Source organism: Martinezella lusitana (assembly GCF_016901135.1).
In the GTDB taxonomy this organism is placed as follows: Bacteria; Pseudomonadota; Alphaproteobacteria; order Rhizobiales; family Rhizobiaceae; genus Rhizobium; species Rhizobium lusitanum_D.
Genome location: NZ_JAFEVL010000048.1, coordinates 199,161 through 222,788, shown reverse-complemented (window position 1 = coordinate 222,788; position 23,628 = coordinate 199,161). Strand labels below are relative to the sequence as shown.

At 59.7% G+C, this 23,628-nt stretch carries 23 protein-coding genes; 12 read left to right on the top strand and 11 right to left on the bottom strand.

Annotated features, from left to right (window positions below):
• Positions 1-1,902 (top strand): ABC transporter ATP-binding protein, encoded by a 1,902-nt coding sequence (locus tag JTP94_RS21880; protein ID WP_204852560.1) that lies wholly within the window; start codon positions 1-3, stop codon positions 1,900-1,902.
• Between the two features lie 18 nt (positions 1,903-1,920).
• Here JTP94_RS21880 and JTP94_RS21875 read toward each other — a convergent pair whose 3' ends face one another.
• Entirely contained in the window at positions 1,921-2,292 is a 372-nt protein-coding gene (locus JTP94_RS21875; RefSeq protein WP_204852559.1) for a nuclear transport factor 2 family protein, read from the bottom strand.
• A 334-nt stretch (positions 2,293-2,626) separates the two neighbouring features.
• Between JTP94_RS21875 and JTP94_RS21870 the strand changes: the two genes are divergently transcribed.
• From JTP94_RS21870 to JTP94_RS21855, 4 genes are all read left to right on the top strand, one after another.
• Entirely contained in the window at positions 2,627-3,217 is a 591-nt protein-coding gene (locus tag JTP94_RS21870) for an NADPH-dependent FMN reductase (protein ID WP_204852558.1), read from the top strand.
• A gap of 207 nt (positions 3,218-3,424) precedes the next feature.
• Complete coding sequence (locus JTP94_RS21865; RefSeq protein WP_204853069.1) at positions 3,425-3,931, top strand: helix-turn-helix domain-containing protein; 507 nt, start codon at positions 3,425-3,427, stop codon at positions 3,929-3,931.
• A gap of 17 nt (positions 3,932-3,948) precedes the next feature.
• Positions 3,949-5,214: a beta-ketoacyl-ACP synthase II gene (gene fabF, locus JTP94_RS21860; protein WP_204852557.1), complete on the top strand. Its 1,266-nt coding sequence runs from the start codon at positions 3,949-3,951 to the stop codon at positions 5,212-5,214.
• Between the two features lie 59 nt (positions 5,215-5,273).
• The gene (locus JTP94_RS21855; RefSeq protein WP_204852556.1) at positions 5,274-5,693 is read left to right on the top strand and encodes a DUF4864 domain-containing protein; all 420 of its coding nucleotides are present in this window, start codon (positions 5,274-5,276) and stop codon (positions 5,691-5,693) included.
• Positions 5,694-5,771: 78 nt separating this feature from the next.
• Here JTP94_RS21855 and JTP94_RS21850 read toward each other — a convergent pair whose 3' ends face one another.
• From JTP94_RS21850 to coaD, 7 genes are all read right to left on the bottom strand, one after another.
• Entirely contained in the window at positions 5,772-6,662 is an 891-nt protein-coding gene (locus JTP94_RS21850; protein ID WP_204852555.1) for a cell wall hydrolase, read from the bottom strand.
• A gap of 296 nt (positions 6,663-6,958) precedes the next feature.
• The gene (locus JTP94_RS21845; RefSeq protein ID WP_204852554.1) at positions 6,959-7,339 is read right to left on the bottom strand and encodes a VOC family protein; all 381 of its coding nucleotides are present in this window, start codon (positions 7,337-7,339) and stop codon (positions 6,959-6,961) included.
• A 243-nt stretch (positions 7,340-7,582) separates the two neighbouring features.
• The gene (gene tgt, locus JTP94_RS21840; RefSeq protein ID WP_204852553.1) at positions 7,583-8,713 is read right to left on the bottom strand and encodes a tRNA guanosine(34) transglycosylase Tgt; all 1,131 of its coding nucleotides are present in this window, start codon (positions 8,711-8,713) and stop codon (positions 7,583-7,585) included.
• A gap of 6 nt (positions 8,714-8,719) precedes the next feature.
• Complete coding sequence (gene queA, locus JTP94_RS21835; protein WP_204852552.1) at positions 8,720-9,805, bottom strand: tRNA preQ1(34) S-adenosylmethionine ribosyltransferase-isomerase QueA; 1,086 nt, start codon at positions 9,803-9,805, stop codon at positions 8,720-8,722.
• A 75-nt stretch (positions 9,806-9,880) separates the two neighbouring features.
• A complete protein-coding gene (locus tag JTP94_RS21830) occupies positions 9,881-10,381 on the bottom strand; it encodes a peptidylprolyl isomerase (RefSeq protein ID WP_204852551.1) in 501 nt (166 codons plus the stop codon).
• A 30-nt stretch (positions 10,382-10,411) separates the two neighbouring features.
• The gene (locus JTP94_RS21825; protein WP_204852550.1) at positions 10,412-10,984 is read right to left on the bottom strand and encodes a peptidylprolyl isomerase; all 573 of its coding nucleotides are present in this window, start codon (positions 10,982-10,984) and stop codon (positions 10,412-10,414) included.
• Positions 10,985-11,013: 29 nt separating this feature from the next.
• On the bottom strand, positions 11,014-11,526 hold the full coding sequence (coaD, locus tag JTP94_RS21820; protein WP_204852549.1) for a pantetheine-phosphate adenylyltransferase: 513 nt from the start codon (positions 11,524-11,526) through the stop codon (positions 11,014-11,016).
• 134 nt (positions 11,527-11,660) lie between these two features.
• On the opposite strand from coaD, the gene JTP94_RS21815 reads away from it, so the two are divergent.
• From JTP94_RS21815 to JTP94_RS21805, 4 genes are all read left to right on the top strand, one after another.
• On the top strand, positions 11,661-11,951 hold the full coding sequence (locus tag JTP94_RS21815) for a hypothetical protein (protein WP_246755177.1): 291 nt from the start codon (positions 11,661-11,663) through the stop codon (positions 11,949-11,951).
• A gap of 94 nt (positions 11,952-12,045) precedes the next feature.
• Positions 12,046-12,204: a hypothetical protein gene (locus JTP94_RS21810; RefSeq protein ID WP_167669546.1), complete on the top strand. Its 159-nt coding sequence runs from the start codon at positions 12,046-12,048 to the stop codon at positions 12,202-12,204.
• 39 nt (positions 12,205-12,243) lie between these two features.
• Positions 12,244-12,378 carry a hypothetical protein gene (locus JTP94_RS35825; RefSeq protein ID WP_271025163.1) on the top strand — a complete coding sequence of 45 codons (135 nt, stop codon included), beginning with the start codon at positions 12,244-12,246 and terminating at the stop codon, positions 12,376-12,378.
• 214 nt (positions 12,379-12,592) lie between these two features.
• A complete protein-coding gene (locus JTP94_RS21805; protein WP_204852548.1) occupies positions 12,593-13,483 on the top strand; it encodes an NAD(P)-dependent oxidoreductase in 891 nt (296 codons plus the stop codon).
• Positions 13,484-13,628: 145 nt separating this feature from the next.
• Here JTP94_RS21805 and gyrA read toward each other — a convergent pair whose 3' ends face one another.
• Positions 13,629-16,427, bottom strand: coding sequence for a DNA gyrase subunit A (gene gyrA / locus JTP94_RS21800; protein WP_204852547.1), 2,799 nt, complete (start codon positions 16,425-16,427; stop codon positions 13,629-13,631).
• 226 nt (positions 16,428-16,653) lie between these two features.
• Between gyrA and JTP94_RS21795 the strand changes: the two genes are divergently transcribed.
• Positions 16,654-17,286, top strand: coding sequence for a MarC family protein (locus JTP94_RS21795; protein WP_204852546.1), 633 nt, complete (start codon positions 16,654-16,656; stop codon positions 17,284-17,286).
• Between the two features lie 56 nt (positions 17,287-17,342).
• Here the strand turns inward: JTP94_RS21795 and JTP94_RS21790 are convergent, their stop codons facing one another.
• Positions 17,343-17,906: a single-stranded DNA-binding protein gene (locus JTP94_RS21790; protein WP_204853067.1), complete on the bottom strand. Its 564-nt coding sequence runs from the start codon at positions 17,904-17,906 to the stop codon at positions 17,343-17,345.
• A gap of 271 nt (positions 17,907-18,177) precedes the next feature.
• Between JTP94_RS21790 and uvrA the strand changes: the two genes are divergently transcribed.
• Positions 18,178-21,099 (top strand): excinuclease ABC subunit UvrA, encoded by a 2,922-nt coding sequence (gene uvrA, locus JTP94_RS21785; RefSeq protein ID WP_034505047.1) that lies wholly within the window; start codon positions 18,178-18,180, stop codon positions 21,097-21,099.
• 33 nt (positions 21,100-21,132) lie between these two features.
• Positions 21,133-21,939 (top strand): DUF72 domain-containing protein, encoded by an 807-nt coding sequence (locus JTP94_RS21780; protein WP_204852545.1) that lies wholly within the window; start codon positions 21,133-21,135, stop codon positions 21,937-21,939.
• A 10-nt stretch (positions 21,940-21,949) separates the two neighbouring features.
• Here the strand turns inward: JTP94_RS21780 and JTP94_RS21775 are convergent, their stop codons facing one another.
• Positions 21,950-23,425 carry an NAD(P)H-hydrate dehydratase gene (locus JTP94_RS21775; RefSeq protein ID WP_204853066.1) on the bottom strand — a complete coding sequence of 492 codons (1,476 nt, stop codon included), beginning with the start codon at positions 23,423-23,425 and terminating at the stop codon, positions 21,950-21,952.
• Between the last annotated feature and the right edge of the window lie 203 nt (positions 23,426-23,628).

Below are 23,628 nucleotides of genomic sequence, written 5' to 3'. Positions count from 1 at the left end.
ATGTCGGAAACTATCGAAACCGAGCGCAACGACGTGCGCGAGGATGGGCGTCGCCCTCCCCGTGCAGTCGTCGGTTCGCATCGCGTCGAAGAGGAAATCTTCGGTAAGGTCTTCGACACCAAGATCATTCGCCGCATCTGGGCCTTTGTCAGCCCCTATCGCCGCCAGATCTATATTTCAGTGGTCGCCGTGCTGCTGTTCACAGCGTCGCAGATCGTCATACCGCTCGTCATACGCCATGCGATCGACAATGCGATGGCGCCGGGTGCCATCGATTATTCGGCGCTGTGGCTGGCGCTGGCGATCTTTGCGGTGGCGATTGTCATCAATTATGGTGCGAGCTACGTACAGGAGACATATGTCGGCCAGGTCGCTGAAGAGGTGCTGTTCGATATACGCCGCGCGATGTTCGCACACCTGCAGCACGTATCGCTCTCTTTCATGGACAAGACCGAGGCCGGCCGGCTGATGTCGCGCCTGCAAGGCGACGTCAACTCCATGCAGGAATTCCTTGAAACTTCCGTGCTCTCAGTCGGTGACATCGCCCTGCTCTTCGGTATCGTCATCGTCATGCTATCGCTCGATTTCCGGCTCGGCCTGCTGACGCTGTCCGTCATGCCGATCCTCTTTATCGTGCGGCTGTTCTGGCTGCCGAAGGCACGCGTCGCCTTCATGAACGCACATGAGACCAACTCCGTCACCAGTGGCGCGCTGGCGGAGGCGATCCATGGCGTGCGCGCCGTGCAGGGCATGCATCGGCAAGGCGTCAATTTCGGCCTCTTCGACGACAAGGCGCATGCCAATCTCGAGACACATCTGACCGCGGCACGCTATGCCCAGGTCATGGTGCCGATCGTCGACACGCTGACCGGCATGGCGATGGCGATCGTCATCATCGTCGGCGGCTCGATGGTTCTGAACCACAAGCTCGATGTCGGCATCATGGTCGCCTTCCTGTTCTACATCCAGCGCTTCTTCGACCCGATCCGCTCGCTGACCATGCAATATTCGGTCATGCAGCGCGCCATGGCTTCTGGCCAGCGGTTGACCGAGGTGCTCGATGTTCCGATCGACATCAAGGATGCTCCCGATGCCAAGGAGCTTTCGCGTGACATGGATGGCTCGGTCGAGTTCCGCGACGTCGTCTTCGGCTACAATCCCCAGCATCCCGTGCTGAAGAACGTCAGCTTCAAGGTCAATCCCGGTGAGACCGTGGCGCTGATCGGACCGACCGGGTCGGGCAAATCGAGCTCCATGGCCCTCATTCATCGTTTCTATGATGTGCAGCAGGGCCAGGTGCTGGTTGGCGGTCATGACGTGCGGTCCCTCACCCAGGATTCGCTTGGCCGTCAGGTCGCCATGGTGCTGCAGGAACCCTTCCTCTTTACCGGTTCGGTGCTGGAGAACATTCGCTACAACAAGGCGGAGGCAACGCGCGAGGAGGCCATCGAGGCTGCAAAGGCTGTCGGCGCACATGAATTCATCGTGCGGCTGCCTGATGGATACGACACCATTCTCGGCGAACGCGGCGGCGGACTTTCGCTCGGGCAGCGCCAGCTCGTCAGCTTCGCGCGCGCCCTTGTCGCGGATGCCAAGATCCTGGTGCTCGACGAAGCGACGGCGAATATCGACAGCTATACGGAGATGCTGATCCAGAAGGCGCTGGTGAAACTGCTCGAAGGCCGCACCGGCCTCGTCATCGCCCACCGGCTCGCCACCATCCGCGAGGCCGACCGCATCATCGTGCTGCAAAATGGACAGCTGATCGAAAGTGGCAACCACAACCAGCTCATGGCGAACGGCAAGCTCTATTCGAAGCTCTATAACCTCAACTACGCCTCCTTCGACGATATTCCGGGCGAGGAAATGAGTGCCTCCGTACCGTCGGAGTCGCAAACCTAGTAGTCCGCCTCATCTCGTTCATTCAACCCATTGCGCTCGCGACGGTCCCGGCGCAAACGGGTCGCCGAAGTACTGGGTCTCGCGGGCCACTTTACCATCCCGGAATTCCATTATGCTCACCGAGTAGGATGGACTGTTGTCATAGCTAAGGATGAATTCCGTAATCCAGAGGTCCCCCGCACCAATGATACGCCGCACGCTGAAGTGCTTGGAGTTGGGTTGCGCGATGCGAGAGGCTTGAATGTTGTTCCGCCCCCTGATGCGTTCGCCCGATTGCGGGTACTCGAGCAGTGCATTCTCCTGATATATATCGTGCTCGACATCGAACTCATTTGCGTCCGAGGCGGCCCAGTGCCGATCGAGCGCCGTTCGAATCTCATTCTCATCCATCTTTGCTACCCCAGATTGCCGATCCTTGAAGCCCGGAAACGGTGTACTGCGATTGTCTTGTGAGACCTGGCAATTTCGAAAGTGGACTTGGATCACAGTGTGGTTCTGATTGACGTTCCAATTCGTAGCGCTCCCGCCACTTCCGGATCGATCGGTGTCGCGATGTCAATTGGAATTGAAAGGCCGCGCCATTTTGTTGGAGCGCCTGTCAAAGTTCCAGAATTGGACCTATATCACTTTTCATCCGACGTTGCGCATTGCCTTCCCGCTATGAATGTGGTCACGGCTCGCATCTGCTTCATTTCGGAGTTGGCTATGGAGGACATAATCAACAATGACCGACAATATCCTGGTTCTCTATGGCTCCTACCGGTCGGATCGCCTCGGCATCCGTCTCGCGAATTATATCGTAACCAGCCTTCGTCAGCGCGGAAACGATGCGGAACTGATCGACGCGAAGGATGTTGGACTGCCGATGCTCGATCGAATGTATAAGGAATACCCCAAAGGTTCGGCTCCCCCGGAAATGGAGAGGCTTGCCTCAAAAATTCGCGGAGCCGATGCATTTATTTTCGTCACAGGCGAATACAACTGGGGCATGCAACCCGGTCTAAAAAACCTGACTGATCATTACCTTGAGGAATGGTTTTGGCGGCCGGCCGCAATTGCCAGCTACTCCGGTGGCCGCTTTTCCGGCGCGCATGCGGCGGTCCCCTGGCATGGCACGCTTTCTGAGATGGGAATGGTCGTCATCTCAAGCACCCTCGCCGTCGCCAGTATCTCGACTGCATTGGACGCTGACAATAAACCTTTCGGGAGCGGAGGCGATGCCCTTGCGAGAGCTTTTCCCCGCTTTGCCGACGACCTCTCCTGGTGGACCGAGGCAGTCAAACGACAGCATGCCCGCAAGACGCCTCCGTACTGAGAGCTCGGGGTCCCGTTTGTAGGTAGCACGCGGAGTATTTCACCTTCATCGCCGACGCTTTGCTGCAGAGGCGCCTTGTTGAAACGACCGCAAACGGATTCCGGTTCGCCTCATTTCATTTCTCAATACCCTGACACAAATTCCGGCGGACGCATGTCACTCGCAGTAACTTGCATGATGCTATCTACTCATGCTATTCGCGTTGCCATGCAGAGAACAAGCTTCAGCACCTTCAAATGTCCGGCCGCGCGTGCGCTTGAAAGCGTCGGCGACTGGTGGAGCATCCTCATCCTGCGGGATGCGTTTCAGGGGCTGAGCCGGTTCGACGAATTTCAGAGGAATCTCGGTATCGCGCCGAACATCCTGACGCGGCGGCTCAAGCACTTGACCGATGAAGGCCTGTTCGAGCGGCGTCTCTACAACGAGCGGCCGCCGCGCTACGAATATGTGCTGACCGCGAAAGGCAGCGATTTCTTCCCTGTCTTGATGGCGCTTTTCACCTGGGGCAATCAGCATCTGCCGTCAGACGAGGTCGCCATGCGGCTGGCCGATGCCGACACGGGCGAGGATCGGGATCCCCTTCTCATCGACAGGGTAACCGGCCGCGCGTTTCATCCCGAAGACACGATATTGGTACCCGGGCCGGCCGCCGATGACGCCGTTCATGAGCGCATCGCCCAGATGAAAGCATGGTTTTTGGGCTTCGACGCCTGATCGAATAGGAGCAAGACATGGATCGTATCGTCGTAACCGGCATGGGCCTGGTTTCCCCTCTTGGCGTCGGTGTCAATGCAAGCTGGATGCGGCTGATTGCGGGCCACTCCGGCCTCAGGCTGCTGCCCGAGGAGATGGTCGGCGATCTCGCCGCCAAGGTCGGCGGCATCGTTCCGAGCATTGATGAGGATGAGGAAGCCGGCTTCGATGTCGACCGCTACGTGCCCATCAAGGACCAGAAGAAGATGGACCGCTTCATCCTCTTTGCCATGGCGGCCGCCGAGGAAGCGATCCTTCAGGCCGGCTGGCAGCCGACGGAGCTTCTCGATCTGGAGCGTACCGCCACCATCATAGCGTCCGGGGTCGGCGGTTTTCCGGCCATCGCCGACGCAGTGCGCACGGCCGAAACGCGCGGTGTGCGGCGGCTGTCGCCCTTCACCATCCCGTCCTTCCTCGTCAATCTCGCCGCCGGCCAGGTCAGCATCCGTTACGGATTCAAGGGGCCGCTCGGCGCACCGGTCACGGCCTGCGCCGCCAGTGTCCAGGCAATCGGCGATGCGGCACGGCTGATCCGCTCCGGCGAGGCCGATGTTGCCATTTGCGGCGGCGCGGAAGCCTGCATAGACAAAGTCAGCCTCGGCGGCTTCGCTGCGGCAAGAGCCCTTTCCACCGGCTTCAGCAACCGGCCCGAGGAAGCCTCCCGCCCGTTCGACAGCGCGCGCGACGGTTTCATCATGGGCGAAGGCGCCGGTATGCTCGTCATCGAGACGCTGGAACATGCGCTTGCCCGCGGCGCCACGCCGCTTGCCGAACTTGTCGGCTATGGCACGGCCGCTGACGCCTACCACATGACCGCGGGACCGGAAGACGGCGATGGTGCGCGCCGGGCGATGCTGGCGGCTCTTTCGCAGGCTCGGATCTCGCCTGGCGAGGTCAAGCATCTCAACGCGCACGCGACATCGACGCCGGTGGGCGACCATGGCGAGATGGAGGCCATCAAGACCGTCTTCGGGCGCAACGGTGCGATCGCGGTCAGCGGGACGAAAGCGGCGACCGGCCATCTGCTAGGCGCTGCCGGCGGGATGGAGGCAATCTTCACCATCATGGCGCTACGCGACCAGATCGCCCCTCCGACCCGCAACCTGCAGGAACCGGATGCTGCGGCCGAGGGCATCGATTTGGTCGGTGCGGCCGCCCGACCGATGGCCATGGACTATGCGATCTCCAATGGCTTTGGCTTCGGCGGCGTCAACGCCAGCGCGCTGTTCCGCCGCTGGCAGTAGCCGCTTTCGCGAAGACGGGAAGCGCGCTATTCTGGCTGTGATATAGCCGGAGATCGCCCATGCGTGCATTTCCCGTAGCCGTCATGTTCTGCCTCATCCTCGCGTCGACAGCGCGCGCGGAAGACCCGGTGCAGACGGCCCAGAGCTTGATCCAGGAGCAGATAGGCGCTTTCCTGCATAACGATGCGGCCACCGCCTATTCCTTCGCAGCGCCAGGCATCAAGGCGCTGTTTCCCGACAAGGATACGTTTTTTGCCATGGTGAAGAAGGCCTACCAGCCGGTCTATCACCCCGGCAATTACGCATTCGGGAAAAGCCGCGCGATCGATAACGGCGCCGTCGTCTATCAGGAAGTGCTGATCACCGGCAGAGACGGCAAAGACTGGACGGCGATCTACCAGATAACCCGACAGCCTGATGGTGCCTACAAGATCAATGGCGTGCAAATCCTGCCGAATACGACGAGCGAAGGTATTTGAAGGAAAATGGTGCCGTGGAGGGCGGCGCGTCCATCACTGAAGACAGTACGCGCCGCTAAAAGGCATTGGCTAGCGTTGCTAGCCTCGAATTCTCAGCGAGTTGCCGGAAAAGCTGCCGCCCTCGAAATTCGGGCGTGGCTGCGGAATGGCTATGGTGGAGGTCGGCACCGGATTGGCGACCGCATTTGCATCCGTGAGAGGCGATGAAATCGACATGGAGGTCGGAGCCGGTGTCGGAATGGGAACTTCAGCCGGAACTAGCGTAGTCGTTGTCGGCATAGCGACGCTCGGATTTGAGACCGGCGTAAAGGTGGCGACGGAAGGCGTTTGTAGTGCCGGTTGCGTTTCCGGCAATACGAACGGAGATTGCGTCACCGACATGCCTCGCGCCGACACGTAGTTCATCGCAACTTCATAGCCTGGAAGCGGCGCAGGGGTTTGCAGTTCCCCATCCCGACCGCGCTTCTCGTAGAACGCGTTCCCACCGGCTATGGCAACATAGTGCATGTTGTCATAAGGGAACCTCAGGCCCTGAGTGTGGAAGAACATCGCGTCCTTGACGCCAGGATGCCGCTCTCCCCGCAGAATTGCAGCGGCTGCGAGATCGAGATCCGGTTGTGCTTGGGATTTGACTTCCTTGACCATCACTCCGGGCGCAAACTGTCTTTCCTGAGCTACGACCCCGCAGATCGTATCCGGATAGGCACCGGACGTCAGCCTGTTCATCACGACTGTCCCGACTGCCATATATCCATCATGGTCGGAATGTTCCGACTCGAAATACATTGCGCGCTCGAGACAGTCTCTGTCCTTTGCGGTGTAGTTGTATGTAACTTTCGCTGGACGAATGGGTTTCGTCGAACTGCGGGGGCTCGGTGCTGCCTTCTGCGTCGTCGTGCAGCTCGTGGCTGCCAGACCGACAAGCAACAATCCCGAAAGACATGCCCCCAATTTGCGTTGCGCCCTCAACGGCAAGTGCCTCCTAGTTTCAGTAGAACAGCCCTTATCGACAAAGAGAATGCGTTGTAGCCGGATTTCTTCAAAATTCCAAGCGTTACGCAATCAAATTAGCCAGTGATGCTTATCATTGGCGGAAGGACCGTTTATTCCGATTCGCTATTTTTTCCCAATGCTTTCCTGTCACAAAGCCGTCACGAGCTCTGCGGGAGCTCCGGGCGCATCCCTGGCGCCATGCCACGGCCGGCTCGAAACGATATCAGTTAATGCTAGCAATCAATTGATAATAAATGATTTACCATGCAGGTTCACTCGCTGCGCCAGCCGACCTCGATGAGAATTTGTCCGGGCGCGAAGCAATAGAACGACCAACCGCCACGCACCGCGGCAGGCGGCTGCCCCATCTCGCAGCCTGCCGCTTTCGCCCGCTGGTACTGTGCATCGACAGCCTCGCGAGACGGCAGCATGAAGCCGATATGATAGGTGTTGCGGCCAACCGATACGGTGTCGGCTCCACCGAATTTCTCGATTGGTCGGCTGATGACCAGCTCAAGCCCGGCATCGTCGCGCAGGATCGCGAGACCATTTGCGCCACGTGTTTCGACCTCAGTCAGGCCAAAGGCGGAAACAAAAACATTCCTGGTCGCGGCGACATCGGGAACGTGCAGATCTAGATGATTCAGTCGCATGACAGCTCCAAAGGTTCCCCCACGGAGGCTTATCGGTCGAAATGGACCACGCCAACGCAGGGTGCTCGGCCACAATGGCCAAGTTCCGCGTCGCGGGTTCTCACGCCGATGGCGTGGAGCAGAGCTTCCGAGTGGAAGGGGTCGGGCTTACCGAAACCGACCCTGCCTTTTTCGACGGTTCCCATTTAGCGCGAAAGACAGATGCGCACAAGAATGTGCATCGACGCCTTCATTTTTCCGACGTCAAACGGGCTCGAGATCGCCCCTCGCCCAATTTTCCTGCGTCTCCGCCATGAAATCGGCAAAGCGGTCTTCGGCGATTGCCTGGCGGATGCCCTGCATCAGCTCTTGGTAATAGGCGAGATTGTGCCAGGAGAGCAGCATGCCGCCGAGCGCTTCGTTCGCGCGGACGAGATGATGCAGATAGGCTCGGGAGTAGTCGCGCGAGGCCGGGCAGTTGGACTGTTCGTCGAGCGGGCGCATGTCCTCGGCGTGGCGTGCATTGCGGATATTGACCTTGCCGCGGCGGGTGAAGGCGAGACCATGGCGGCCGGAGCGGGTCGGCATCACGCAATCGAACATGTCGATACCACGCGTAACCGATTTCAGGATGTCGTCCGGCGTGCCGACGCCCATCAGATAGCGCGGCTTTTCGGTCGGCAGCTCGGGCAGCGTGATCTCGAGCATGCGCAGCATGACCTCCTGCGGCTCGCCGACGGCAAGGCCGCCGACGGCGTAGCCTTTCAGATCCAAACCGCTCAACGCCTGCGCGGAACGGACACGCAGATCGGGGATATCGCCGCCCTGCACGATGCCGAACATCGCCTTGCCCGGCTGGTCGCCGAAGGCCACCTTACAGCGATCCGCCCAGCGCAAGGACATTTCCATGGCGCGCTCGATCTCCTTCGGAGTCGAAGGCAATGCCACGCATTCGTCGAGCTGCATCTGGATATCGGAACCGAGCAGTCCCTGAATCTCGATCGAGCGCTCGGGCGACATATGATGCAGGCTGCCATCGACATGCGACTTGAAGGTGACGCCCTTCTCGTCGAGCTTGCGCAAGCCCGACAGCGACATCACCTGAAAGCCACCGGAATCGGTCAGGATCGGATGTTTCCACCGGATCAGCTCGTGCAGACCACCGAGACGCGCGACGCGTTCCGCGGTCGGACGCAGCATCAGGTGATAGGTATTGCCGAGGATGATGTCGGCGCCGGTTTCTCGCACCTGGTCTAGATACATGGCCTTGACCGTGCCGACCGTACCAACAGGCATGAAGGCCGGCGTGCGGATCGTGCCGCGCGGCATGGACACTTCGCCGAGGCGGGCGCCGCCATCGGTCTTTTTCAATTGGAATTGAAAGCTCTCGCTCATCTCGTCCTAGTCTTTCCGGTAGAGCAGGCTGCCATCGCCATAGGAATAGAAGCGATAGCCCGTCTCGATAGCATGGGTATAGGCCGCGCGCATCGTATCGAGGCCGGCGAAGGCCGATACGAGCATGAACAGCGTCGAGCGCGGCAGGTGAAAATTGGTCATCAGCATGTCGACGGTCTTGAAGCGATAGCCGGGCGTTATGAAAATGCCGGTGGCACCCTGCCAGGGCTGAATGATGCCGTCGTCATCGGCAGCACTTTCGATCAGTCGCAGCGACGTCGTCCCGACGCAGACGATGCGTCCGCCCCTCGCCTTCACGGCATTGAGCTTGACCGCTGTCCCGGCGTCGACATGGCCGATCTCGAAATGCATCTTGTGATCGTCGGTATCGTCAGCCTTAACAGGCAGAAACGTGCCGGCGCCGACATGCAGCGTCACGAAATGTCGTTCGACACCCATGGCATCGAGTGCTGCAAACAGCGCCGGGGTGAAATGCAGGCCGGCTGTGGGCGCTGCGACGGCGCCCTCTTCCCGGGCATAGATTGTCTGATAATCGGCGCGATCACGCTCGTCTTCCGCACGCTTGGCTGCAATGTAAGGCGGCAGCGGAATATGGCCGACCGTGGCGACCGCCTCGTCCAGCGCCGGGCCGGACAGATCGAACCGCAGAGTGATCTCGCCGCCCTCGCCCTTTTCCTCGACCGTGGCGTCCAGCGTGCCGAGCGCGCAGACATTCTCGCCGTGACCAAACTGGATACGATCGTCGATCTTGATGCGCTTGCCGGGCTTGGCGAAAGCCTTCCAGCGATCGGGCGCGGTGCGCATGTGCAAGGTCGCCGAGACCTGCTGGCCGGGGGCACCCTCGCGATGGCGAATGCCTTCCAATTGCGCCGGTATCACCCTCGTATCGTTGAAGACCACGGCGTCGCCTGGGCGCAGGAAGGATGGTAGATCCCGGACCAGATGGTCGCTCAGCGCGTTGCCGCGGTCATTCGGATCGACGACGAGCAGGCGCGCACTATCGCGCGGCTCGGCGGGCCTGAGCGCTATGCGCTCATCCGGCAGATCGAAATCGAAAAGGTCAACACGCATTCAGCTTATCCAGGCAAAGCGAAACCCGCCCCCCACGCCCAAGGCGCAAGAGGCGGGTTTCAGGAATAATCACGATCAGACGTCGGCGGCAACCCGCGCGGAGACGATCGAGTCCGGATCCTTCACCGGCTCGCCGCGCTTGATCTTGTCGACATTGTTCATACCGCTGATCACCTGGCCCCAGACCGAATACTGCTTGTTCAGCCAGGGTGCATCGGTGAAGCAGATGAAGAACTGCGAGTTGGCGGAGTTCGGGTTCTGCGAACGCGCCATCGAGCAGGTGCCGCGAGTGTGCGTGGTGGCGGAAAATTCAGCCTTCAGGTCCGGCTTGGACGAGCCGCCGGTACCGGCGCGGGCGGTATTGCCGCCGACCTTGCCATGTTCCACGTCGCCTGTCTGGGCCATGAAGCCGTCGATGACGCGATGGAAGACGACGCCGTCATAAGCCTTTTCGCGAGCAAGTTCCTTGATGCGAGCGACATGCTCAGGAGCGACCTGCGGCAGAAGCTGAATGACAACTTCGCCCTTGGTGGTTTCCAGGATGAGGGTGTTTTCGGGATCCTTGATCTCAGCCATGTTCGTTTCCTCGTTCTATATGTTCTACACTTATTTCTTGGTGACGGTGACTTTGACCATCTTGTCCGGGTTGCTCACTTCGCCGTTCTGCCCCTCGCCGCGCTTGATCTTGTCGACGAGCTCCATGCCGGAGATGACCTTGCCGACGACCGTGTACTGGCCGTTCAGGGAATCGCCATCGGCGAACATGATGAAGAACTGTGAATTGGCGGAATTCGGGTCCTGGGCGCGGGCCATGCCGACCGTGCCGCGCGTGAAAGGAACCTTGGAGAATTCGGCCGGAAGGTTCGGCAAATCGGAGCCGCCGGTGCCGGCCTTTTGTGCGTTGTAACCCTTTGTCATGTTGCCGAACTTGACGTCGCCGGTCTGAGCCATGAAGCCGTCGATAACGCGGTGGAAGACGACATTGTCGTATGCGCCCTTCTTCGCCAGCGCTTCGATCTGCGCGACGTGCTTGGGAGCAACCTCAGGCAACAGTTGGATGACAACGGGACCATCCTTGAGCTGGATCGTCAGAAGATCCTCGGCCGCTGCCGAGAATGCGCTGCCCGCGAAGGCGGCAAGGCTCAGGAAGCCTGCCAATGAGATATGGAAAAGTTTCATGGGTGCTCCGTTCGGAAATGGATTTCAGCTCAGCTTTTGGCGCTGGCCGCATCTTTGAGTTTGCCAGTCAGGGCTTCCAGAACCGCTGACGGCACGAAGGCGCTGACATCGCCGCCCATGGATGCGATTTGCCGCACCAATGTGGCAGTTATGGGCCGCGACGCCGTGCCGGCGGGCAGAAACAGCGTCTGGATATCCGGCGCCATCTGCCTGTTCATGCCGGCCATCTGCATTTCATAATCGAGATCGGTGCCATCGCGCAGACCACGCACCAGCAGGGTGGCACCCTGCGCGCGGGCAGCATCGACCACCAGATTGTCGAAGGCGACGACGGAAATATCACCCGCCTTTTGCGGCACGGCCTCCGCGAGCGATCTGCGGATCAGCTCCGCCCGCTCCTCGAATGAGAAGAGCGGCTTCTTGCCGGGATGAATACCGATCCCGACAATAACCTTCGAGGCGACATTCAGCGCCTGCACGAGGACATCCAAATGTCCGTTGGTCATCGGGTCGAAGGATCCGGGATAAAAGGCTGTCGTCATACCAAGCCGGCTCGTTGTTTCGACGCCTTTTGTCACGGATGGGGCCGTATCGCAAGTCATTTGCAACCTCAGGGCCGCCTCTGAACCGCAGATGAATGCGATGTTCAAGCCTGTTTCAGCTCGACAATGCCTTAATGGCACCAACATCGAAACGGGCCTGGTTCAACGGCTCGCCTCCCCGGCTCAAGGAACATCACGCCATGCTCGTCTTCATTATTGCAGGCGCTATCATCGGTTCATTTATCGTCGAATACCTCGTTCATCTTTTCGCCGATAACTACACGATCGAATGGGATTCGGCCTCGGAAAGCGCCAATGGCATCAGTTCTGCCCAAGAAATCGCCATTGCCATGCGCAAGACGCATCGCGAATCTGAACGCCAGATGAACAAGGCATTCAAGGTCGCTTCAGGCACGCATTGCTAAATACCCCTCTCAACATCGGCGGAACCATTTACGAACCGCCGCGTTTAAAGTCCGAAACACAGATTTGCACATTGCGGCAAGAAGGAAGATGAGTATGCCCGACAAGATCACCCTTATTAACGTTGTTTGGATGGCCATGATTTCGGGAATGCTTGCAGCTACCATCGCGCTTTACGATCAAAAACCAGACCAGTCGAAGATTTATGGTCCCTTTGCTTCGGCTCGCCCCTTTGTTGCCTCGAGCCAATACTAAGGGATCTGAACGCTAGTCCCACCAAAGGAGGGAGCGATCATGTTCACGATTTTGACGGTGCTTACAATTTTTATCAGCATCATGTTTGTCGTCTCTATCGCATCCACCATTTCGGCGCTCCATCGTGAAAGCGAAGAGAGCAAGAGGCTGCATAAGCGTCACAAGACGCTCTGATCTCCGCGTACCGGGCACACTTTCCCCACCAGGTGCTCGGATGGATTTGAACCGGACGCTCTCTCAGCGTCCGGTTTTTTTATTGCCATGAAATATCGCCATCAATTCACTGATCTTGTTGCCAGATTGCCGTTGCGGCGAGATCCTGATTTTGCGACCTTGGACAGGGCAATCTCTGCAATCTGGATGTTGCCCATTTCGCTAAGGGATCGATATGCGCATTATCCTAACAGGCAGCTCGGGGCGGCTTGGCCGCGCGATTTTCAATGCCCTGGCCAGAGATAACGAGATCCTGGGGATCGATCGCTCTCCATTCTCGACAACGCATCTTGTCGGGGATTTTGCCGATACATCGTTTCTGCGAGATGCCTTGGCGGGTGCGGATGCAATTATCCATAGCGCGGCGCTCCATGCTCCTCATGTCGGAAATGTCTCCGATGACAAATTTCGGCGCGTTAATGTCGAGGGGACACGCCTTTTGTGCGAGGCGGCTTTAGCCGCCGGCGTCAAGCGACTGGTATTCACCAGCACCACGGCACTCTATGGTCACGCGGTCGTTCCAGGCCACTGCATATGGATCGACGAGACCACCGAACCGCTGCCCAGAAGCATCTACCATCGCACGAAATTGGCAGCCGAGAAAATCCTGGAGAACATGGCAGGCCCGGATTTGCAGGTGCGCATTTTGCGCATGTCTCGGAGTTTCCCCGAACCGGGCAATGTGATGGCCGCCTATCGATTGCATCGCGGCGTTGACATCCGGGACGTGGCCGACGCCCACGCGGCCGCCTTGACGAATGGCGGCGATCATTTTCAACGACATATCGTTTCTGCCGGAACGCTTTTCGAGCGTGAAGACTGCGAGGATCTCGCGATCGATGCGGCTTCCGTCATCAGGTTACGCGCGCCCGCACTTGCCGCCGAGTTCGAACGCCGACAGTGGCCTTTGCCGCGAACGATCGATCGCATCTATGCCTCGACTTCGGCGGGCACCGTCCTTGGATGGCATTCCCGCTTCGGCTATGGCGAGGTTCTGGCACAACTGGACCGGGGCAGCCTGGAAGTGCTGCCGCCCTTTTCCTCGAGCAGCAGACGGCCGGAATAGCGATCGGCTCATCCACCGCTCGTGCGTATCGCCCAAAAGCAAACGCATAAGCCTGCTTTTCAAGGCAGGCTTATGCGTTTGTAGATACTCTACTTTTGACCACGGACGGAGTTGAATCCCGCTTCGGTCGCCGGACGCAGCGAACTTATTCCTCGCTTGCGCCCTCGATGTCGCCGGCAGCTTCTCCAGGCTCGCCAGTGGCCGTGTCGTCATCCTCGATCACTGCATCGTCTTCGCCCTCGGGCTCGCTGATGCGTTCCACCGAGACGACATTCTCGTCCTTGGCGGTCGAGAAGATGGTCACGCCCTTGGTAGCGCGGCTGGCGATGCGGATGCCGCCAACGGGCACACGGATCAACTGACCACCGTCCGAGACAAGCATGATCTGATCGCTATCCTCGACCGGGAAGGCGGCAACGAGCTTGCCGATCTCACCGGTCTTCGATGTGTCGGTGGCGCGGATACCCTTGCCGCCACGGCCGGAGATACGGAAATCGTAAGAGGAGGACCGCTTGCCGAAGCCCTTTTCCGAAACCGTCAGGACGAATTGCTCCAGCGCCTTCAGCTCCTCGTAGCGCTCGTCGTTCAGCTGTCCCTCTTCGGTGACGTCCTCGCCGACCAGCGCAATTTCCTCGTCGTCGCCCGTCGTCGACCGGCGGTCGATGACCGAGCGCTTCAGATAAGCCGCACGCTCCCAGGGTTCCGCATCGACATGGCGGACGATCGTCATCGAGATGATGCTGTCGCCCGACGCCAGGCTGATGCCCCGAACGCCGACGGAATTGCGGCCGGCAAAGACGCGCACATCCGAAACCGAGAAGCGGATGCACTGGCCGAGCGCCGTCGTCATCAGCACATCGTCATGCTCGGTGCAGGTCTCGACGGAGAGGATTTCATCGCCCGCCTCCTCCAGCTTCATGGCGATCTTGCCGTTGCGGTTGACCTGGACGAAATCGGACAGCTTGTTGCGGCGCACGGTTCCGCGCGTCGTCGTGAACATCACGTCGAGATTGTCCCATGTGGTCTCGTCTTCCGGCAGGGGCATGATCGTGGTGATGCGCTCACCATGCTCCAGCGGCAGCATGTTGATCAGCGCCTTGCCGCGCGAGGTCGGCGTGCCGATCGGCAGGCGCCAGACCTTTTCCTTATAGACGATGCCGCGCGAGGAGAAGAACAGAACCGGCGTATGCGTGTTGAGAACGAATAGCCGGGTAACGAAATCCTCGTCGCGCGTGGTCATTCCCGAACGGCCCTTGCCGCCGCGGCGCTGCGCGCGATAGGTCGTCAGCGGCACGCGCTTGATGTAGCCGAGATGCGACACGGTGACGACCATGTCCTCGCGGGCAATCAGGTCCTCGTCGTCCATCTCCAGACCGCCATCGACGATCTCGGTGCGGCGCGGCGTGCCGAACTCGTCACGAACAGCGATAAGCTCTTCTTTTACAATGGTTTGGATGCGGACACGTGACGACAGGATATCGAGATAATCCTTGATCTCGACGCCGATCTGATTGAGCTCTTCGTCAATTTCGTCGCGGCCGAGAGCAGTCAGACGTGCTAGGCGCAGTTCGAGAATGGCACGCGCCTGTTCTTCCGAAAGGTTGTAGGTGCCGTCCTCGTTTATGCGATGGCGCGGATCATCAATTAGCTGGATAAGGGATTCAACATCCGCCGCCGGCCAACGGCGCGTCATCAGTTCTTCACGCGCCGACTGCGGATCCGGAGCGCCGCGAATGACGCGAATAACTTCATCGATATTGGCGACGGCGATCGCGAGGCCGACCAAGACATGCGCACGATCGCGCGCCTTGCGCAGCAGGTACTTGGTGCGACGGCTGATCACATCCTCGCGGAAGGCCACGAAGGCGCGCAGCATGTCCAAGAGGTTCATCTGCTCGGGCTTACCGCCGTTCAGCGCCACCATGTTGCAGCCGAAGGAGGTCTGCAGCGGCGTATAGCGATAAAGCTGGTTGAGGATGACCTCGGCATTGGCATCGCGCTTCAGCTCGACGACGACGCGATAGCCCTGACGGTCGGATTCGTCGCGCAGATCCGAGATGCCCTCGATGCGCTTATCGCGCACCAGTTCGGCCATCTTCTCGATCATCGACGCCTTGTTCACCTGATAGGGAATTTCGGTGATGATGATGTGCTCGCGATCACCACGCATCGGCTCGATGACGGCGACGCCGCGCATGACGACGGAACCACGGCCCGTCTCATAAGCGGAACGGATGCCTGCACGGCCAAGAATCTTGGCGCCGGTCGGGAAATCCGGGCCGGGGATGATCTCCATGATCTCAGGCAGTTCGATCGCCGGATTGTCGATCAGGGCAATACAGCCGTTGACCACTTCAGAGAGATTGTGCGGCGGAATATTCGTCGCCATGCCGACGGCAATGCCGCCGGAGCCGTTGACGAGCAGGTTGGGGAAGCGGGCCGGCAGAACCTTGGGTTCTTCCGTCGTCGCATCGTAGTTTTCCTGGAAATCGACCGTTTCCTTATCGATATCCTCAAGAAGCTCATGGGCGACCTTCGTCAGGCGCGATTCCGTGTAACGCATCGCTGCCGGCGGATCGCCATCGATCGAACCAAAATTCCCCTGCCCGTCGATGAGCGGCACGCGCAGCGACCAGTGCTGCGCCATGCGGACCAAGGCGTCGTAGATCGAGGCGTCGCCATGCGGATGGTATTTACCCATGACGTCGGCGACGGGACGAGCCGACTTCACGTATTTGCGGTTCCAGTGATAGCCGCTTTCATGCGCAGCATAGAGGATACGCCGATGAACGGGCTTGAGACCATCACGGACATCGGGAAGCGCGCGGCTGACGATCACGCTCATGGCGTAATCGAGATACGATCGCTGCATTTCCTCCATGATGGAAATCGGCTCGATGCCTGGCGGGAGCTTCCCGCCGCCGGGTGGTGTTTGCTCAGTCAAAACAGATCACGATCTCTTTTAGAATCACTGCGAAATTTATAGCCGAAAGGCCTGGCGAGCGCCAATTTAGCCCGATGTTTTTGAACAGGCTTTTGCCCTTTAAGCCGTGAAATCGAACATTTCCGTGGCGCAACCTGCCTATAGCGGCGCATTGCGCTTTGCGAAAGCTTATTCCTCGCATAACAATGGGTCATAACAACGACAAAGAACCGTTGCCGGGGAACATATGGCGAGCGCAGACACGCTGATCAATGCCTTCACAACGCTGCTCGTCACCGTCGATCCGCCTGGCCTGGCCCCGTTGTTCATCGGCCTCACCGCCGGCATGAACCGTACCGAGCGCAAGCAGGTGGCGCTGCGGGGTTCGCTGATAGCCTTCTTCATCCTGGCGGCCTTCGCCCTGTTCGGCGCGAGCGTCCTCGGCGTTCTCGGCATTTCCATCGGAGCCTTCCGCATCGCCGGCGGTCTGCTGCTGTTCTGGATCGCCTTCGAGATGGTGTTCGAGCGGCGGCAGGACAGAAAGGAAAAGACGACTGAAGTCGCGATCACGCGGGATCATATCCGTAACATCGCGGTCTTCCCCCTCGCCCTGCCCCTGATTGCCGGACCGGGCGCGATCTCGGCGACGATCCTTCTGGCCGGTTCGCTGCAGACCACGTTCGATCGGGCGCAGCTGATCGGCGTCATCGCCGTCAATCTTGGGCTCGTCTTCGCAGCCCTTGCCATTTCGGACAGGCTCGACCGCATGCTCGGCGCGACTGGCAGAGCCATCCTCACGCGATTGCTCGGCGTGATCCTCGCCGCGCTCGCCGCCCAGTTTGTCGTGGATGGTGCGCGGGCAGCGTTGAAGCTTCCATGAAAAAGGCCTGCCAACAAGGCAGGCCTTCGAAAATCCGGCTGCACGTACCACCAAGCTCAAAACGGAATATCGTCGTCCAGATCACGCGAGAAATTGCCACCGCCGCCGCCGCTTGGCGCGCCGCCACGGCTACCGCTTGCTGCGCCGCGGCCACCAGATGGCGGCGAAGGCTGACCATAGTCGTCACCGCCGCCGTAATCGCCGCCACCAAAGTCGCCGCCGCCGCGTCCACCACGACCGCCGCCCTCAACGGAGCCACCGCCCTCGCCGCGACCATCCAGCATGGTCAGCGTCGAGTTGAAGCCCTGCAGCACGATTTCGGTCGAATACTTATCCTGGCCGTTCTGATCCTGCCACTTGCGGGTCTGAAGCGCGCCCTCGATATAAACCTTGGCGCCTTTCTTCAGATATTGCTCGGCGACCTTGCAGAGACCTTCATTGAAAATGACAACGCGGTGCCATTCGGTCTTTTCCTTGCGCTCGCCGGAATTACGGTCGCGCCAGGTTTCAGACGTTGCAATATTGAGGTTGGCGATCGGGCGGCCATCCTGCGTGCGGCGGATTTCCGGGTCCGCCCCGAGATTTCCAACCAGAATTACCTTGTTCACACTACCGGCCATGACATCACCCTGCTTGCCGCCCATCGACGGCTCTTAAATTTCACCAGCACACCTTAGACCATTGCCGCCATCAGGTGTTATCCAAGCACCGCCCAAGGCATCTTCATCCACAAAGAAATATCCAACGGCGATTTTGTTCTTTATTTGTTCTAGTTTGTCTCTATGATCGTGTCAACTGAATCGAAAACCTGGCTCCGGCCATCATTTCAGCCTCGACTCGCGGGCAGGCATCACTAAATAAAGGCAGACTCCAAGGGACCAGCATAAGACGATGAGCGAACTGAAGACTATTTCCATACGTGGTGCGCGTGAGCACAATCTCAAGGGCATCGATCTCGACCTGCCGCGCAACAAGCTGATCGTCATGACTGGGCTTTCCGGCTCCGGCAAGTCGTCGCTCGCCTTCGACACGATCTATGCCGAAGGACAGCGCCGCTATGTCGAGAGCCTGTCGGCCTATGCCCGCCAGTTTCTAGAAATGATGCAGAAGCCGGATGTCGACCAGATCGACGGTCTCTCGCCGGCCATTTCGATCGAGCAGAAGACGACCTCGCGCAATCCGCGCTCGACGGTCGGCACGGTCACCGAGATCTACGACTACATGCGCCTGCTGTTTGCGCGCGTCGGCGTGCCCTATTCGCCGGTTACCGGCCTGCCGATCGAGAGCCAGACGGTCAGCCAGATGGTGGACCGCGTTCTCGCCTACGAGGAAGGCACCAGGCTCTACATTCTGGCGCCGCTGGTGCGGGGACGTAAGGGCGAATACAAGAAGGAGCTGGCGGAGCTCATGAAAAAGGGCTTCCAGCGCGTCAAGGTCGACGGACAGTTCTACGAGATCGCCGATGTGCCGGCGCTCGACAAGAAATACAAGCACGACATCGACGTGGTGGTCGACCGTATCGTCGTCAGGCCCGATATGGCGTCTCGCCTGGCCGACAGCTTCGAAACCTCGCTGCGTCTTGCCGACGGCCTTGCCGTTGCTGAGTTCGCTGACAAGCCGCTGCCGCCAGAGGAAACCGCTGCCGGCGGCTCGGCCAACAAATCGTTGAACGAGACGCATGAGCGCGTGCTGTTTTCTGAGAAGTTCGCTTGCCCGGTGTCCGGCTTCACCATTCCTGAGATCGAACCGCGCCTGTTCTCCTTCAACAATCCCTTCGGTGCCTGCCCCTCTTGCGACGGGCTGGGGTCACAGCAGAAGATCGATCCCGATCTGATCGTGCCGGAGCCGGAGCGCACCTTGCGGGACGGCGCCATTGCGCCATGGGCCAAATCGACATCGCCCTATTACAATCAGACGCTCGAAGCCCTCGGCAAGCATTATGGTTTCAAGCTTGGCAATCGGTGGAACGAGCTGTCGGACGAGGCGAAGGACGTCATCCTCAACGGTACGGAAGACAAGATCGAATTCCATTATGCCGACGGTGCGCGCTCTTATACGACGCACAAGAACTTCGAAGGCATCGTGCCGAACCTCCAACGGCGCTGGAAGGAAACGGATTCCGCTTGGGCGCGCGAGGAGATCGAGCGCTTCATGTCGGCCGCACCCTGCCCGGCCTGCAACGGCTATCGCCTGAAGCCGGAGGCTTTGGCGGTCAAGATCAACAAGCTGCACATCAGCCAGGTTGCGGAAATGTCGATCCGCGTCGCCCGCGACTGGTTCGACGTGCTGCCCGAGACTTTCACCGACAAGCAGAACGAAATTGCCGTGCGCATCCTCAAGGAGATCCGCGATCGCCTGCGCTTCCTGAATGATGTCGGTCTCGAATATCTGAGCCTGTCGCGCAATTCCGGCACGCTTTCGGGCGGCGAGAGCCAGCGTATCCGGCTGGCGTCGCAAATCGGCTCTGGCTTGACGGGTGTGCTCTATGTGCTCGACGAGCCGTCGATCGGCCTGCATCAGCGCGACAATGCCCGCCTTCTGGAGACGCTGAAACATCTGCGCGATATCGGCAACACGGTCATCGTCGTCGAGCATGACGAGGATGCGATCCTGTCGGCTGATGACGTGGTCGATATCGGCCCCGCGGCCGGCGTGCATGGCGGCCAGGTGATCGCGCATGGCACGCCGCAGGACATCATGGCGAACCCGAAGTCGCTGACCGGCAAATATCTCTCCGGTGAACTCGGCGTGCCGGTTCCCGACGAGCGACGCAAGATCAAGAAGGGCAAGGAGATCAAGGTCGTCGGCGCAAGAGGCAACAACCTCAAGGATGTCACGGCCTCCATCCCGCTCGGCGTCTTCACCGCAGTGACCGGCGTTTCCGGCGGCGGCAAGTCCACCTTCCTGATCGAGACGCTTTACAAGTCAGCGGCGCGGCGTGTGATGGGCGCGCGCGAGATCCCTGCCGATCACGACCGCATCGACGGCTTCGAGCATATCGACAAGGTGATCGACATCGATCAGTCGCCGATCGGCCGCACGCCGCGTTCGAACCCGGCGACCTATACCGGCGCCTTCACGCCGATCCGCGACTGGTTCGCCGGGCTGCCGGAGGCGAAGGCGCGCGGCTATCAGCCGGGCCGCTTCTCCTTTAACGTCAAGGGAGGCCGTTGCGAGGCCTGCCAGGGCGACGGCGTCATCAAGATCGAGATGCATTTCCTGCCGGATGTCTACGTCACCTGCGACGTCTGCCACGGCAAGCGCTACAACAGAGAGACGCTGAACGTCACTTTCAAGACCAAGTCGATCGCCGATGTGCTCGACATGACTGTCGAGGAAGGCGTCGATTTCTTCGCGGCCGTTCCCGCAGTGCGAGACAAGCTGCAGAGCCTGAAGGATGTCGGTCTCGGCTATATCAAGGTCGGCCAGCAGGCCAATACGCTTTCGGGTGGCGAGGCGCAGCGCGTCAAGCTAGCCAAGGAACTGTCGAAGCGATCGACGGGCCGCACGCTCTATATCCTCGACGAACCGACCACAGGGCTGCACTTCCACGATGTCGCCAAGCTGCTGGAAATGCTGCACGAGCTGGTCAATCAGGGCAATTCGGTCGTTGTCATCGAGCACAATCTCGAGGTCATCAAAACAGCCGACTGGATCCTCGATTTCGGTCCCGAAGGCGGTGATGGCGGCGGCGAAATCGTCGCAGTGGGTACGCCGGAGACCATCGTCAAGGAGAAGCGTTCCTATACGGGCCACTTCCTCAAGGAATTGCTGGAGCGGCGGCCGATGAAGAAGGTTGCAGCGGCGGAGTGAGGTTTCACCCGATGAACGTCCATGGAGGAGAGAATGACCAAAGCGGGCGAAATCCGCACAGGCATCGGCGGCTGGACTTTTGAGCCTTGGCGCGGGACCTTCTATCCCGACACGCTGAAGCAAAAGGACGAGCTCAATTACGCCAGCCGCAAGCTGAAGGTGATCGAGGTCAACGGCACCTATTACAGCACGCAGAAGCCCGAGGTCTTCGCCAAATGGGCTGCGGATGTGCCGGACGGCTTTATCTTCTCGCTCAAGGCCACACGCTTCGTCACCAACCGCCGGGTCCTTTCCGAATCGGGCGAATCGATGCAGAAATTTCTGGGTTCCGGCATCAGCGAACTCGACGATCACCTTGGTCCGCTGCTTTGGCAGTTTGCGCCGACGAAGAAATTCGATCCGGACGATTTCGAGGGATTCCTGAAGCTGCTGCCGGCCAAACAGGACGGCTTGGCGCTTAAGCACGTGGTCGAGGTCCGGCACGATTCCTTTAAGGTGCCGGAATTCGTAGCGCTGCTGGCAAAATACAACATCGCGCCCGTTTGCGCCGAGCATTTCGAATATCCGATGATCGCGGATGTCACCGCCGATTTCGTTTATGCCCGGCTGCAGAAGGGATCGGACGACATCAAGACCTGCTACCCGCCGAAGGATCTGAAGGCCTGGGCCGATCGCCTGAAAATCTGGGCCGAAGGCAAGGTGCCGGATGATCTGCCGCTGATCGATCAGAACCGCAAGGTGAAGGCGGAACCGCGCGATGTCTTCGCCTTCATGATCCATGAGGGCAAGGTAAACGCGCCACCGGGCGCCATTGCCCTGCAGGAAGAAGTGGCAAAATAGCTGCTTGCTTTCAGAGAGGGGTGACGCTGGCGACGAGATCTTCGGCCGTCAGCCCTTTTCCCGCGCGCTGGCCCGCCAGGCCATGCAGCCAGACACCGGCGGCGGCTGCTTCGAAAGCAGGCGCGCCCTGCGCCATCAATCCGCCGACAATACCGGCAAGCACGTCACCGGAGCCGGCGGTGGCAAGCCAGGGCGGCGCATTGGCATTGATCAGTGCCCTGCCGTCCGGAGCGGCAATCACGCTGTCGGCGCCCTTGTAGATGATGGCGGCGTGGGCCCTCGCCGCAGCCGCCCTCGCCTTGTCGACCTTGCTCAATGCACCATCGGCGGCAATATCGGGAAAAAGTCGCGCGAACTCGCCTTCGTGTGGCGTCAGCACCAATCGCGTCGGCCCTTCCGCAAAAGCATCGAACAGAACTTGCGGATCGTCGCGAAACGAGGTGATGCCATCGGCATCAAGTACCAGATGACGATCCGCGAGTGCGAGGCAGAACCGCCGTGCCTTCTCGCCGGCACCGAAGCCGGGGCCGAGCACGAAGGTCGAGAGCCGCCGATCGGCAAGCCATTCTCGCAGCGACGCATCGTCCTCGACAGCATGCAGCATGATCGCCGTGAGCATGCCTGCATTGACAGCCATCGCCCCTTCCGGTGAGGCGATGGTGACAAGCCCCGCCCCCGCCTTCAAACCCGCCATGGCCGACATGCGCGCCGCACCGGTTGCATTTGGCCCTCCCGAGAAGACGACGAGATGCCCGCGCTTATATTTGTGCGTGTCCGCGCCTGCTGACGGTATCTTCTCCTGCCATTGGGCCGGCGTATTCTCAGCGATCATGCCATCGGAATGGGCGCAAACGATGCGTGCGGGAATGCCGATATCGAAAACCTCCAGCGCGCCGCAAAGATCGCGTCCGGGCAGCAACAGATGACCGGGCTTGCGAGTCATGAAGGTCACCGTGCGCTCGGCATGAAAGGCGGCGCCGAGGACCTGGCCGCTGCGTCCGTCGACCCCGGACGGCAAATCAACGGCAATGACGGGAACATCCGCCTCCGCGATCCGCGCGACGACAGCGGCAACCTCATCCGGAACCGGACGCGACAGCCCCGCACCGAAGATGGCGTCGATAGCTACGTCGCCCGGGCGTGGCGCGTAGCTTCGGATCGCCTCTCCCTCGATCGGACAATCGGCAAAGGCGCGTGCGGCATCGCCCTTCAGCCGCCGCGGATCGCCCACATGGAACAACCCTACCTCCACTCCGCTTTGCCTCAGCGCGCGAGCCGCCACGTAGCCATCGCCGCCGTTGTTGCCGGGGCCACACAGGACGACATGTCGCAGCGCCTCGGGGAAATGCCGAAGCGCGCTTGCAGCAACCGCCTGCCCCGCTTTTTCCATAAGCTGATAGGAATCAATGCCGGAGACGGCGGCATCGCGATCGACGGCGGCCATGTCATCGGGAGCGAGCAACAAATCGGCGAGCGGCACTATCATGGCGAACATTATAGATGCGAAATCTGCCTCAAAAACAACCGCGTTTAAATCACTCAATTAGGTCAATTAGTATGCATTTGCATAATAATTATGCGAATGCATACAAGACCTTGCTGGAGTACGAATATGACGTGCACGGCATTTTTTTGCGAAATTTTACTTATCCAACGCATTTCAGCGCGAAATCGCTTCCATTTTTCTGA